Consider the following 13,318-nt stretch of genomic DNA (forward strand, 5'->3'; position numbering starts at 1 on the left):
GACGGTCACACGACCGACCGTCAAAACGGTGCGGTATTTCATCGCAAGTACGCTGATTTATCCCCACACAAAATGTTGCGCCGCCCATTAGGGTGGCGCATTCTGCCGATGCGACGGCGATCGTCGCACCGGACGAACGGCGGTGCCATTCCTGGAAGTGTCGACTTATTTATGCCTTGGTCGCGACTATCGGCACCGTGCATCACGATTTGTCCCAAATACCTTTTTTATAAAGCGATGAGACGATTCATTTCGTTCTCAGCGCGCATTCGGTTTCTCCCGCAGAATAACGGTTGGTTTTTCACGAATCGTCTGCATTGGAGCGGTCATGAGCGCATTATTTTCGTCGCAGTCGATACGAGGGTTGACGCTGCGCAATCGCATCATTGTCTCCCCTATGTGCCAATACGCCTGCGACAACGGCGCTGCCAATGACTGGCATCGCACCCATTGGGGCCATCTTTCGTATTCAGGCGCAGGCTTGTTCATCACCGAGGCCGTTGCGGTCGAGCCGGATGGGCGTATCACATCGCGGGACCTCGGGCTGTGGGACGACGCGACACAGGCGGCCATGGCCTCGGTGCTGGCATCCGTGCGCAGATACTCGGATATGCCGATAGGCATGCAGATTGGTCACGCCGGGCGCAAGGCATCATGTGCGGTGCCGTGGGAGGGGGGAGCGCAAGTCGGCGAGGCAACCGGTGGATGGCAGACCGTCGGACCATCGGAACTGGCCTTCGCGGAAGGTGATCGTGCGCCCCGACGCCTGAGTGTCGAGGAGATCGCGCGACTAGTGCAGCGATTCGTGGATACCGCCACGCGTGCCGTGTCGCTGGGTGTTGATGCATTCGAGATCCACGCCGCCCATGGCTACCTGTTGCACCAATTTCTGTCGCCGCTGTCCAACCAACGAGATGACGCCTATGGCGGGGCATTGGAAAATCGCATGCGCTTCCCATTGGCGGTATTTGATGCAGTACGTGCGGCGGTGCCTGAAGCGATTCCCGTTGGCGTGCGTGTCTCTGCATCGGACTGGGTGGATGGCGGTTGGGATATCGAGCAAACGGTAACATTCGCGAAGCAATTGAAAGCGCGCGGTTGCGATTGGATCGATGCATCGTCCGGAGGCCTATCCGGTGCGCAACGCATTCCAGTGGGACCAGGCTATCAGGTTCCCTTCGCGGAACGCCTGAAGCGCGACGTCGGCATGCCGACAATGGCCGTTGGGTTGATCACTGAACCGACCCAGGCGGAGACAATCGTGGCAACCGGACAGGCGGATATGGTCGCTATTGCCCGCGCGATGTTGTACGATCCGCGTTGGCCCTGGCATGCGGCCGCCACTTTAGGCGCGCAAGTCATTGCGCCGCCGCAATACTGGCGGTCGCAGCCACATGGGGTTAAGGGGTTGTTCGATACGGCGAAGCCGTCTTATTGATTCAAGTGATGAGTGTGCGATGAGCGGACGCAGAATCGCGGTAAAGCGGTCTGGGATTCACGGCAAGGGCGTGTTTGCGCTGGCGGCATTGTCGAAGGGCGAGCGAATCTTTGAATATGAAGGCGAGCGAATTTCGTGGAAGGAAGCGCTGCGGCGTCATCCGCACGACCCGTCGCAGCCGCATCACACGTTTTACTTCGCGTTGGACGACGGCCGTGTCATCGATGGCCTGGTGGGCGGTAACAGCGCCCGCTGGATCAATCATTCGTGCGCACCGAATTGTGAAGCCGAAGAAATCGATGGACGTGTGTTCATACACGCCGGACGCGATATCGCCGCGGGCGAAGAGCTGTATTACGACTACGGACTCGTACTGGAAGGCAAGCACACTAAAAAAGTGAAGCGAGATTACCTTTGCTTGTGTGGTGCGCCGAATTGCCGTGGGACGATGCTCGCGCCGAAAGACGGCAGCAAATCGGCGAAGAAAGCGGACAAGGACGGCAAAAAAGCGAAGTTGTCCAAGCGGGACAAATCCGGCAAGCTTGCTGATAAGTCGACAGGCAAATCGGTGAAGGCAGAAAAGTCCGATAAATCCGGCAAGAAAAAAAAGGGCGAGAAAGCCTGACCATGTGGATATCCGCGCCTTGCCGCAATGGCGTGGGTCGCACTGCTACATACAGAACATCAGACTGTTAGCGCGGGGCGGATCTTGTCGATACTTTCCGATTGCTTGGCGGTGTACCTTGCGGTATGTGCGATGCGTGTCGTAAAAACTGCTATCCATTGACGGAATGTCAGATACGCACCGCCCCATGCGGCGGCCGATGGCTGAGGGGCAGGCTGACGATAAAACGGGAACCGCCACCACGGGCATCTTCATATCTGACCGAGCCACCATGAAGCCGGACAATATCGCGAACTATGGCCAGACCGAGTCCGGCGCCACCCTCGCGACCCGCGTGCGCATCGCAGCGGAAGAAGCGTTCGAACAATTCGCCTTGTGCAGATGGCTGTACGCCAGGGCCATTGTCTTCGACGACCAGGTCGACGCAAGAGCGTCTTGGCCCAAGTGTTGGCGTGGTGGTGGGGTACGGTGTTGGAATGGGTAACCGTCGCATCGTCGGAACCACACTGACAGTGACGCGCCCATTACGCGGCCGATGCGGCGGGACATATTTCAGCGCATTGTCGATAAGATTCGAGATGATTTCCCGGAGCAGCACAGGATTGCCGCGAATCATCATCGGATCGTGCGGTGGCTCGTCCGACTTGCCAGCTACGCGCAGCGCCAATGCGTCGTCTTCCAGCACATGATCTAAATCGGCCAGCGCCGGCTCTGGCTCGCCGGGCAATTGGATACCGAGATCGATGCCTTTGTCCAACGCCTGCGGTACCCATTCGGCGCCGGTTTCGAAGGCCAGCGCGCTGATATCGACATCGACGAAGCGTGCGATCTGTTCGTTTGGATCAGCGCGCGCCAGTGACAGCAACTGATTTGACAAGCGGACAGCGCGGTCCGCGGATGCACGTACTTCGACAATGGCTTGCGTAATTCGTTCGGGGTCCTTTGCAGTGCCGGCCTGATCGGCATGCAGCTTGACCGCGGTCAATGGCGTGCGTAGCTGGTGCGCGGCATCGGCGATGAATTTCCGCTGCGCATCCAAGGCTTGTCCCAGTCGTTGAAGCAACGCGTTCAAGGCGTTTGTCAGCGGCCGGATTTCGACAGGAACGTCGGTTTCGTCAACAGGCTCCAGCGACATATGAGTCTGCCGGTTCAATGTGTCGGCCAACGTTGTCAGTGGAATCAATTGCTGATTGACCACGCGCCAGACGATGAGCCAGCCTGCGAACAGCAATAGCAGCAGTGGCGTCATGATGGCAATCAGGAACTCGGCGGCCAGTCGTAAGCGGCGTTCAATGCGCTGACCCACTTCTACCACAGCGTTATGCCCGTCGGGCTGGGTGACGACAACTTGTGCGATGCGAACATCTGTACCCAGGAAACGGGCATCGAAAACAGTCGCGTTGTGAATACGGACGATGCCCGAGCCCGCGCTCGGCAAGCCGGCATTGCCTGCCAACTCGACGTCGTCACGACGTATGCGGTAGACGAGTTGGTCGACGGGGTCTGAGAACATGGCTTCGGCGAGCGGTGGCACGGTTCGCGTGGCATCGTCGCCGGAAATACGAATTTGTTGGGCCACCGCATTCGCCAGATCGACCAATGATCGATCGACGACATGCGCGGTATATTGCCAGGCGAGCCAATAGGCAAACGTACCGCTTGCCAGCGCCAGGATTGAAAGCGGACCAGCCAGCCGGCGCAACATCGTCTGGCGCAGGCTGCGCACCGGCGCGAGGGAAGGGGGAGGCGAATGGCGCGCGCTGGCGGGATCGCGTTGATCGCTATGTTGATCGGGGACGCGGTCCGTCATCGGCATTCCTTCAGGTAAAGCATGCCGCCCGTCGGCATTGCGCGGCGTGCTTCGGTGGAGAGCAACTCAGCTTCGTATTTCCTGCAACAGATAACCGAAGCCACGCACTGTGACGATTTCGACGCGGCAATTTTCGAGTTTTTTCCGTACACGGTGAACATACACTTCAATGGCCGTGTCTCCTAGGTCACCACCAAAATGGGTCAGGTGGTCTTGCAACTGCGCCTTGCTCACGACACGGCCATGGCGCATCAACAGCAGTTCCAGGACGGCGAATTCGCGTGGTGACAGTTCTACGGCCTTGTCGTCATTGAAAATGCGGCGATCAACGCCCGAGAGGCGCAAACCACCCAACGAGACTTCCGGACGCGGCGCATCTTGTTGCGGCCCGCTGCGACGCGCCACGGCCCGAATGCGGGCTTCCAATTCCGCGAGTTCGAATGGTTTGACGATATAGTCGTCAGCACCGCTGGTCAAACCCTGAACACGGTCGTGTAACTCGTCACGTGCGGTCAGGATGATCACCGGTGTATGGCGATTGGTCTGGCGAAAGCGATTCAGCAGCGTCATGCCATCGATGCCCGGCAGGCCGAGATCAAGAATGATCAGATCGTGCCGGTTTTGTGTCAGCGCATGTTCGGCAAAAATGCCGTCATGGACCATGTCCACGACGAAGCCTGCTTGCTCGAGACTGCTTTGGATACCGCGTGCGATTGGCCGGTCGTCTTCGACTAGAAGGAGTCTCATCGTTTATGCTCTATTTAGGCTAGAGGGGATGCGTACCGTCGCACCACGTTTCACGTTCGGCATTGGTCTCGTGCCAATGCTGACGCGATGCCGATGCGCAGGCATTGGCGGGAACGGTGAGCAAAAGATGCTCCCCGTAGCGTTCACACCGCAAGCAGGGATGATGCAAAGATGGAACTGACCGTGATCCAGATTGAATCGGCGATCAATTATTGGCGCAATCGTTCGCCCGCGACAGGCGACGAGTTGCGTTTGTGCCCGCAAGCCAGCGCGCTCGGCGGTACTTATGCGCGAATGATCTACGAGCACCGGTCCACCGTGCTGCTCGATGAAATGGATTCCACTGCGCGTGATGCGTGGCATGTTTTTCAGACAGCCTGTAGCGCTGTGTAAGCCTACCTCTATCATTGCCATGGCATCCGATACGTACCCCACGCCACCTGACGGCCGCATGCCGCCGAGGATGCGACGCATCGCATGGCGGAATGAAGCGTGGCAGATAAACGGCGGCATCAGGTATGTGGCTAGGTTTTAGGAAGCGTGGCGGCGCCGTAACTCGGTGCTTCCACCGACTAAAGCAACGGCAGATGCAATGACATAACGCCGACCGTGGGTAATCGGTTGACCACTGGCTTTTATCAATGCACTTACAGCGTTTAATAGTGAATAGTGCGACGCTTGGCTTAAAACTGACTTAAACAGCAGTAAGTCATTTGTCTCCTTTCATTGCAATGTCGCACCGCGCCAATGCTCGAGTGGGGCCCAGCCAGCTTTAATTTGCGATGCGAGCGGCCTTATCGATGAAATGCGCCAGCGTCTCGTCATGCGAGGTCAGTCCATTAGCGTCATGCGTCGATAGCGTGATGTCGACCACATTCCAACTATTCGACCATTCAGGATGGTGATTCATCAGTTCTGCTTTCAGTGCAACGCGTGTCATGAAACTGAACGCAGCATTGAAGTCGGCGAATTGATAGCGCTTGCGAATGGCATCGCGTCCCGCGGTGGGTGCCCACCCGCTCGCCGCCAAGGCGGCGCGAGCGTCTGTCGAAAGCAGTTCCAGCATGATGATGGTCGTAGTCCTGTTCGTCCAAATCCGCATCCTGGGTTCGCCTGCCTGACGCCTTGGTGCAAGCGCTTAAGCCTCCCTCGAACCCTTCTAGGCATTGTTCCATAAATCAAGGCATACAGTGATGTCCCTAACAGACGGTAATCTGTTTTTTGTATTTTTAGGCAAGGCAAGCATTGTAGGCAGGGCTGATTGCCATTCCGGCGCCTTGGACAGGCTGTTTTCGCAACGGACGAATGGGGAGAAGGGCGCAACGTGTCGTGAGTGTTCCATAGCGGCAGTAGCGGCTTCGCGCTATTATGCAAGAAGCATGCACGAAACCTCTCTTTTACGCGGGATTGCACGATGATCGAGTTGGACCATTTCGATTTGGCGCTTTTGGATGTCTTGCAACGTCAGGGGCGTGCAACGCACCAACAATTGGGTGAGCAGGTGCCGCTGTCTCCGTCACAAATTGGCCGTCGTCTCCAGCGGCTTGAATCGATTGGCGTGATCGACGGCTACCAAGTGGTGCTACGTCCAGAAGCCTTGCAGCTTAGTGTCATGGCCTTCACAAGCTTGAAGTTGAAGCATCAGAACGATTCGAGCATTGAACAGTTTCAGCAGGCGGTGGACCGGTTGCCGGAGGTGCTGGAGTGTCACGCCGTGGTCGGCGATGCCGATTATCTGCTACGTATCGTTGCGCCGGATCTGAATACGCTGTCGAACTTTGTGATGAAGAAGTTGATGCTGGTGCCGGGCGTGGATAACGTTCGCTCCCACATCGTGTTGAAAGCGTTGAAACGCAGCGGTCCATTGCCGCTTGATCATTTGCGATAGCGCGTAGGCGTATCGATCAGCGCCTAGGGTAAATGCTATCTTGTTGTAGTGGGTCCGTCTGATTACACTTCATTTTAGTTCGCGACACAGAATTTGTGGTGGAGAACGAGGAGACAAAAGGTACTCAGTACCAATAAAAACGAAGCGCCATCGGATTGCCGATGGCGCTTTTATTTTGTGCGCCGCATTTGCAGTAGACGATTGGCTATCGTGTCGCCGCATGCCCCATCTCTGCGCGATGGTAGCAACCAGCTATCAGCTTCGGTTAAATGAAATACTTGCTGCAGCATATGCCAATGTCAAAAATCTCCGGCACCGGACGCATCATTTTCATTGATGAAGTGCATGCAAATCAACTGCTTAGATCTGGCATGCTAGTATATGGAAGATGCTACAGTCTCACGCTATGTGCAGCATCCATGTGATACGGAAGGCTGAATACCAGCCTTGACCGGATGAAGCGTTGGTTGGTTTTCACGCGTAGTGTCATATGTTTCACGTAAGCTTGAACGTGAAGGTTCATAGGTGCTGCTCGGCATGCGCGCGTTCTCTTGTATCTCGTGACTACGTTTCACGTGAAACACCGTAGATATGGCGTTGACTAAGACTGCGCTGGGATACCGCCCGGGATACGTGATGTTTCACGTGAAACATCCAACAAATCGCCTGATGTGCAGTTTGCTAGTATTGCACCCGAAGCAATGTTTCACGTGAAACAGGGACTGAGCCACGATGCAGTGTTCGTGTTTTCACTGTGATACGTGAGGCACCAAGTAACAGATTCGCCTCTCGATCCATAATGCTGCTGTGTCGCCACATTCCGTGCGCCGCACGCGGGTTTGCCGGGCTGTACGACATCTAAGGCGTATAATCGCGCCCTTTGGTCGATCGTCTTTTACAAGGCGATTGTCATCTACTGATCAAATAGAGGTCGGCGCGTAGGCGCCTGATAGCGATGCAATTTCCGAGCGAATTCGATGTCATCGTGGTTGGCGGTGGTCACGCCGGTACGGAAGCGGCCCTGGCAGCCGCGCGGATAGGGTGCAAGACCCTATTGCTGACGCACAACATCGAGACGCTCGGTCAAATGAGTTGTAATCCATCGATCGGCGGGATTGGGAAGGGGCATCTCGTCAAGGAAATCGATGCCCTCGGTGGAGCGATGGCTGCCGTAACAGACGAATCAGGCATTCAATTCCGCATCTTGAACTCGTCAAAGGGGCCTGCCGTGCGGGCTACACGAGCACAAGCCGATCGATTGCTCTATAAACAAGCAATTCGTTCCCGTTTGGAAAATCAGGCTAATCTTTGGCTGTTCCAGCAAGCCGTGGATGACTTGATGGTAGAAGGGGACAAGGTTGTTGGTGCGGTGACGCAGATCGGTTTGAAATTCCGTTCTAAGTCTGTCGTTCTCACTGCGGGGACCTTCCTCGACGGCAAGATTCACGTGGGTTTGAACAATTACACCGGAGGTCGTGCTGGCGATCCCGCTGCTGTTTCACTTTCGGCACGCTTGAAGGAGTTGAAGCTACCGCAGGGAAGATTGAAGACGGGAACGCCCCCGCGGATAGATGGTCGGTCGATCGATTTCTCGAAATTGGAAGTGCAACCGGGTGATATGGACCCAATTCCCGTGTTTTCCTTCCTGGGACGTGCCGAGCAACATCCGCGGCAGATGCCTTGCTGGGTGACGCACACGAATGCTCGCACGCACGACATCATACGCGCCGGTCTTGATCGATCCCCGATGTATACCGGCGTTATCGAGGGGGTCGGCCCACGATATTGTCCTTCGATAGAAGATAAGATTCATCGGTTTGCCGCAAAGGACGCTCATCAGATCTATCTCGAACCCGAGGGGCTGACGACAAATGAGTTTTACCCGAACGGTATTTCGACCAGTTTGCCTTTCGACGTCCAGCTTGACTTGGTACATTCGATGGTTGGCCTGGAAAATGCCCATATTTTGCGCCCCGGCTATGCCATCGAATACGACTACTTCGATCCGCGTGCATTGAAGGCCTCATTAGAGACGAAGGCGATTGGCGGATTGTTCTTTGCGGGACAAATAAATGGGACGACCGGCTATGAAGAAGCAGCTGCACAGGGACTGCTGGCAGGGCTTAATGCCGGCCGTTACGCTCAGGACACGGAGGCGTGGGTACCACGCCGCGACCAAGCCTATCTAGGCGTACTGGTTGATGATCTCGTGACCCGGGGCGTCTCCGAGCCTTATCGTATGTTTACGAGCCGAGCGGAGTACCGCCTAAGCCTGCGTGAAGACAACGCGGATTTGCGCCTGACCGAAATCGGCCGAGAAGTGGGGCTGGTCGATGACGTGCGGTGGCGGGTATTCGAATCCAAACGGGAAGCGATTTCACGTGAAACCTTGCGTTTGGAAAAGACTTGGGTGACACCACGAACACTTCCGCCCGAGGCCGCTGTCGCCCTTCTGGGGAAGGCGATCGATCACGAATACAGCTTGGCCGAACTGTTGCGCCGTCCCGAGGTTCGTTATCCTGCACTGGTCGCGCTGGCTGCGCAAGGCTTCCCTCAGGCCTCGCCGGACAAGCCGTTGGCGAATGACCTTGTGCTATTGGCGCAGATCGAAGAACAAGTCGAAATCGGCATCAAATATCAAGGCTATATCGAGCGGCAAAGTGGTGAAATTGCGCGGAATGACGCGCATGAAACTACACGCTTGCCTAGTGATCTCGACTACCGTGACGTGCGTGGGCTTTCCTTTGAAGTGTCGCAAAAGCTTAATAGCCATCGTCCAGAAACGCTCGGCCAAGCCTCTCGGATATCCGGCGTAACGCCCGCTGCCATTTCGTTGCTGATGGTCCATATGAAGAAGCGTGGAGGTCGCTCGGCAGCGTCAGCCGAGAAAACCGCAATGCGAGTGGACGAAGCATGACAGCTAGGAATACGGTAGGGAGGGATCCACGGACGGTCACTCAGGTTGGTGACACTGCCGCAAGCATCGTGCAGGACGCTGCAACAATGGGCATCACGATCGAACCTGGCACCGCTGAAAATCTGGCTGCCTATATTGGCTTGTTGTCCAAGTGGAATCGGGTGTACAACCTCACGGCAATCCGCGACCCGGAGCAAATGCGCATCCAGCACGTGCTGGATTCGCTTTCATTGCTACCGCATCTGGAGGCGGATGGCGTGAGGTCGGTTATAGATGTTGGCACGGGTGGCGGCACACCGGGTCTGATTCTGGCCATCATGCGTCCGGATTGGCGGATCACCTTGAATGACATTGTTCAAAAGAAAATTGCCTTTCTGACCCAGGCCAAGAGCGCACTCGGCCTGAATAATGTGGCCATTGTGAATGGACGTGTCGAGCAACTGCATTTTCCAGAAAGTTTCGACGCCGTCACGTCGCGGGCGTTTGCCGATCTGGCAGACTTTGCGCGCTGGGCGGGCCATCTGGTGGCGCCTCGCGGCGCGATGTATGCAATGAAAGGTCTGCAACCGGATGACGAGATCGCACGCTTACCTACTAACGCTACAGTACGTGGTGTTACGCCGTTAACGGTCCCGCACCTGCATGCCGAACGCCATTTGGTCGTTGTGACGTTCACGCAGGCATGTGCGCAGCGCGATAGGGACGAGGATCAGGCCGCGCTGTAACACGATCGCAGGTAGACGTGGTGACGTTAACCTAGTGAACAAGGCGCCAACCGGAGGTACTGTTCACCGAAAATCGCGACACTGTTTCACGTGAAACAGGGGTGTCTATGTTGGCATGGCAGTGGTGCCAATGCGCGTATCGAATGCGCTGAGCGGATCTTCGATCGATACTCATGATAGATCGAACGGAACACTGGCAAGTTGCTGATTGATGCGGTGTAATGCGGTAGCAGGAAATCAATACGATTTCCGCAGAGCAGGAAAAGGAAGATGACACAGATATTTTGCGTGGCAAACCAGAAGGGTGGGGTAGGAAAGACAACAACGGCAGTCAATCTGGCGGCGAGTCTTGCCTCGCAAAATCAACGCGTGTTGTTGGTCGACCTGGACCCTCAGGGCAATGCCACGATGGGTAGCGGCGTGGATAAACAGGCCGTTACGCATACCGTCTACCAGGTGCTGATTGGGGACGCGAGGATCGAGGATACGATTGTTCCGGCGGCGGACACGGGCTTTGACATGTTGCCGGCAAATCGCGAACTGGCAGGGGCGGAGGTGGACCTGGTCGACGTAGAACGACGTAATCGTCGTCTCAGTGACGCATTGGAGAGCATCCAGTCGCGCTATGACTATATTCTGATCGATTGTCCGCCCGCGCTGTCGCTGTTAACGCTGAATGGTCTTGTTTCCGCGCATGGCGTCATCATTCCAATGCAATGCGAGTACTTCGCGTTGGAGGGGCTATCTGATTTGGTGAATACGATCAAGCAGGTACATGCCAACTTTAATCGCGATTTAAAGATTATTGGCTTGTTGCGGGTCATGTTCGATCCGCGAATTACATTGCAGCAGCAGGTATCTGAACAACTGAAGCAGCATTTCGGTGACAAGGTGTTCGATACCGTCATTCCCCGCAATGTGAGGTTGGCTGAGGCCCCCAGCTATGGTTTGCCTGGCACGACGTTCGATCCCGGTTCGCGTGGCGCACAGGCGTATGTGCAGTTTGGAGAGGAAATGATTCGTCGCCATGGCGCTGCCGGATCGCGGAAAACCGGCGCGCCGGGAGCCGCCGACGCGGCAACGAAGGCCACGATGAGCAATGAAACCGGTACCGCAGGAGCGATATGAAACCGATGGTCGCAAAAAAGAAGGGTTTGGGACGCGGGCTCGAGACGTTGCTCGGCGGTAACGCGGACATCAGCGACGCAATGCAACGGGAGGCCCACCCCAGCACGATGCCATTGCGGCAATTGGTGCCCGGCAAGTATCAGCCGCGTACCCGGATGGACGAAGGTGCCCTGCAGGATCTGGCATCCAGTATTCGTGCGCAAGGCTTGATGCAACCGATTCTGGTGCGGCCGATTGGCGGCGATATATACGAGATCATTGCTGGTGAACGCCGCTTCCGAGCAGCGAATCTGGCAGGGCTTACGGAAGTTCCAGTGCTGGTGAAGGATGTCCCCGATCAAGCTGCCGCGGCAATGGCATTGATCGAGAATATCCAGCGCGAGGACTTGAACCCTCTGGAGGAAGCGCAAGGTATTCAACGCTTGCTGGATGAGTTCAAATTCACGCACGAACAAGCGGCCGAGTCGGTTGGCCGTTCGCGTAGCGCCGTATCGAATCTGCTGCGATTGTTGAATCTCGCGACGCCCGTGCAGACGATGTTATTGGCGGGCGATCTCGACATGGGGCACGCGCGTGCGCTGTTATCAGTTGATGCCGGGACACAAGTTGCCCTGGCAAATCAAATTATCAATCGGCGATTGTCGGTTCGCGAAGCGGAAAAGCTGGTGACGCAGACTGCGCGCGACGATAAGGCGGCGCCAAAGGCGCAGAAGGTACGGAAGTCACGAGATTTGTCCCGACTCGAAGATGAACTGGCAGACATGCTTTCTGCATCGGTCGATATCAAAGTAGGGCGCAGCGGTAGAGGACAGTTGACGATCGGTTTCGGCAGCCTCGACGCGCTGGAAGGGATTATCGCCAGGCTGCGTCAACCTGCCCCGGAAGAAAATGCGTCGCCGCGCTAACGTCGTCTAGTTGTATGGTCAAGAAAACAGTGAGGTGGTGATCTTATCTGTGCCGTGACCCTGCAGTCTGAACTTCTGTACAGGCTTGCGATTCACGCCTACAGCTGATTTGGTCCTTCCTGTATTGCCTCGACTATCTCTGTAAATATCCATCTGTCTGAAAGAACAGACATGTGGCAATACGCCGCAAGGGTTCACTTATCCAAACGTTTACGCTTGCCCCTCGCGAAATTCGTGTTCAACGCGATGGCGCGCTTTTACGGGACCTTTTGCATTGATGCGCGTTACATAGATCAATGTCTATGCCGATTTTGACGCGACACATCGGTATTGCTGCAGTACGGCAAAAATAACGCTTTTCGCCGGAATCGATGATGGATGCGTGATGGGCGATAATCGCTTGAATCGCTTGGGATAATCGCTTACAATCGCCCGGATTTATCTGTCAGTCAGGTCTAATTGTAAGCGTTCCGAAAGCTGCGGGAGTGTATGTGTATGGTTGGAACGGCGGACGACGCCGGCGCGCAAAAGGCGCGCGACGCGGGGAGCGCGCCTTCCGATCGCACTGAACGTGGCGTGCCGTTCGCGGCCGGGCACGACTCCTCGGGGCAAAGCGCCCATCGCAGCAATGCTTCCGTTTCCGACGCGTTCCACCGTGAAGACCAGGCGGTCGTCACGAACGACTGGGACGATTGGCAAGAGGTGCCACCACCGGTGGTACCGCTTACGCGGGGGCAGGCGCAACAGCTGTTTGGTCCGGATGTCGCGCGACCATCCCGGGTGACTCCGCTGCGGGTGGTGCTGGCACAGATCGTTTTGACGATCGTGGCGGCATGCGTTGCAGCGGTCCTGAGCGCGAATGCGCCAGCGGCGGCGTTTTCGGCGGCGATCGGAGGGATGATCTGCTGGATCCCGAGTGCTGCGTTTGCCGGCTACCTTAGCCGGCGCGGGCGGGATTCGGTTGCGGTCTGGATGCTGGCTGAAGGCGTCAAGTTGGGACTGACGATCGCGATGTTTATCGCGGTGGCAGTGTTATTCCGGGAAGTGCGGTGGGTGCCGTTGCTCCTGACCTATGTGTTGGCGCTGAAGACTTATTGGCTCGCGCTGGCATGGCGGTAAGTGGAGGGCTGGTTGT

Annotated in this window: 11 protein-coding genes and 1 pseudogene; 9 read left to right on the forward strand and 3 right to left on the reverse strand. The window is 56.4% G+C overall.

From position 1 onward, the window contains the following. Positions 1-328: 328 nt before the first annotated feature. Entirely contained in the window at positions 329-1,438 is a 1,110-nt protein-coding gene (locus tag WM40_RS06140; protein WP_046152416.1) for an NADH:flavin oxidoreductase/NADH oxidase, read from the forward strand. A gap of 19 nt (positions 1,439-1,457) precedes the next feature. Further along, positions 1,458-2,063, forward strand: a complete 606-nt coding sequence (locus WM40_RS06145; RefSeq protein ID WP_082102459.1) for an SET domain-containing protein — start codon at positions 1,458-1,460, stop codon at positions 2,061-2,063. A 169-nt stretch (positions 2,064-2,232) separates the two neighbouring features. Here WM40_RS06145 and WM40_RS06150 read toward each other — a convergent pair whose 3' ends face one another. Both WM40_RS06150 and WM40_RS06155 read right to left on the reverse strand, forming a co-directional pair. Beyond that, the gene (locus WM40_RS06150; protein ID WP_046152474.1) at positions 2,233-3,768 is read right to left on the reverse strand and encodes a sensor histidine kinase; all 1,536 of its coding nucleotides are present in this window, start codon (positions 3,766-3,768) and stop codon (positions 2,233-2,235) included. A gap of 171 nt (positions 3,769-3,939) precedes the next feature. After that, on the reverse strand, positions 3,940-4,620 hold the full coding sequence (locus tag WM40_RS06155) for a response regulator transcription factor (RefSeq protein WP_024904939.1): 681 nt from the start codon (positions 4,618-4,620) through the stop codon (positions 3,940-3,942). A gap of 171 nt (positions 4,621-4,791) precedes the next feature. Between WM40_RS06155 and WM40_RS06160 the strand changes: the two genes are divergently transcribed. Next, complete coding sequence (locus WM40_RS06160) at positions 4,792-5,013, forward strand: DUF3717 domain-containing protein (RefSeq protein ID WP_024904938.1); 222 nt, start codon at positions 4,792-4,794, stop codon at positions 5,011-5,013. A 379-nt stretch (positions 5,014-5,392) separates the two neighbouring features. Here WM40_RS06160 and WM40_RS06165 read toward each other — a convergent pair whose 3' ends face one another. Continuing rightward, a complete protein-coding gene (locus tag WM40_RS06165; RefSeq protein WP_024904937.1) occupies positions 5,393-5,686 on the reverse strand; it encodes a 4a-hydroxytetrahydrobiopterin dehydratase in 294 nt (97 codons plus the stop codon). Positions 5,687-6,034: 348 nt separating this feature from the next. On the opposite strand from WM40_RS06165, the gene WM40_RS06170 reads away from it, so the two are divergent. From WM40_RS06170 to WM40_RS06195, 6 genes and pseudogenes are all read left to right on the forward strand, one after another. Beyond that, on the forward strand, positions 6,035-6,508 hold the full coding sequence (locus tag WM40_RS06170) for an Lrp/AsnC family transcriptional regulator (RefSeq protein ID WP_024904936.1): 474 nt from the start codon (positions 6,035-6,037) through the stop codon (positions 6,506-6,508). 955 nt (positions 6,509-7,463) lie between these two features. Beyond that, on the forward strand, positions 7,464-9,425 hold the full coding sequence (gene mnmG, locus WM40_RS06175) for a tRNA uridine-5-carboxymethylaminomethyl(34) synthesis enzyme MnmG (protein ID WP_046152417.1): 1,962 nt from the start codon (positions 7,464-7,466) through the stop codon (positions 9,423-9,425). A gap of 86 nt (positions 9,426-9,511) precedes the next feature. Further along, a complete protein-coding gene (rsmG, locus tag WM40_RS06180) occupies positions 9,512-10,150 on the forward strand; it encodes a 16S rRNA (guanine(527)-N(7))-methyltransferase RsmG (RefSeq protein ID WP_046152418.1) in 639 nt (212 codons plus the stop codon). A gap of 270 nt (positions 10,151-10,420) precedes the next feature. Next, positions 10,421-11,176: pseudogene (locus tag WM40_RS06185) on the forward strand (ParA family protein); the annotation flags it as partial. A gap of 107 nt (positions 11,177-11,283) precedes the next feature. After that, a complete protein-coding gene (locus tag WM40_RS06190) occupies positions 11,284-12,183 on the forward strand; it encodes a ParB/RepB/Spo0J family partition protein (RefSeq protein ID WP_036011985.1) in 900 nt (299 codons plus the stop codon). Positions 12,184-12,678: 495 nt separating this feature from the next. Beyond that, a complete protein-coding gene (locus WM40_RS06195) occupies positions 12,679-13,302 on the forward strand; it encodes an ATP synthase subunit I (protein ID WP_024904931.1) in 624 nt (207 codons plus the stop codon). Positions 13,303-13,318: the final 16 nt, after the last annotated feature.

Source organism: Robbsia andropogonis, assembly GCF_000970345.1.
GTDB lineage: Bacteria > Pseudomonadota > Gammaproteobacteria > Burkholderiales > Burkholderiaceae > Robbsia > Robbsia andropogonis.

Bases quoted from the DNA above. Each gene is read 5' to 3' on its own strand.
- rsmG (WP_046152418.1), top strand. From the start codon at position 9,512: ATGGGCATCACGATCGAACCTGGCACCGCTGAAAATCTGGCTGCCTAT.
- WM40_RS06140 (WP_046152416.1), top strand. From the start codon at position 329: ATGAGCGCATTATTTTCGTCGCAGTCGATACGAGGGTTGACGCTGCGC.
- WM40_RS06160 (WP_024904938.1), top strand. From the start codon at position 4,792: ATGGAACTGACCGTGATCCAGATTGAATCGGCGATCAATTATTGGCGC.
- WM40_RS06165 (WP_024904937.1), bottom strand. From the start codon at position 5,686: ATGCTGGAACTGCTTTCGACAGACGCTCGCGCCGCCTTGGCGGCGAGC.
- WM40_RS06190 (WP_036011985.1), top strand. From the start codon at position 11,284: ATGGTCGCAAAAAAGAAGGGTTTGGGACGCGGGCTCGAGACGTTGCTC.
- mnmG (WP_046152417.1), top strand. From the start codon at position 7,464: ATGCAATTTCCGAGCGAATTCGATGTCATCGTGGTTGGCGGTGGTCAC.
- WM40_RS06155 (WP_024904939.1), bottom strand. From the start codon at position 4,620: ATGAGACTCCTTCTAGTCGAAGACGACCGGCCAATCGCACGCGGTATC.
- WM40_RS06170 (WP_024904936.1), top strand. From the start codon at position 6,035: ATGATCGAGTTGGACCATTTCGATTTGGCGCTTTTGGATGTCTTGCAA.
- WM40_RS06145 (WP_082102459.1), top strand. From the start codon at position 1,458: ATGAGCGGACGCAGAATCGCGGTAAAGCGGTCTGGGATTCACGGCAAG.
- WM40_RS06195 (WP_024904931.1), top strand. From the start codon at position 12,679: ATGGTTGGAACGGCGGACGACGCCGGCGCGCAAAAGGCGCGCGACGCG.
- WM40_RS06150 (WP_046152474.1), bottom strand. From the start codon at position 3,768: ATGTTGCGCCGGCTGGCTGGTCCGCTTTCAATCCTGGCGCTGGCAAGC.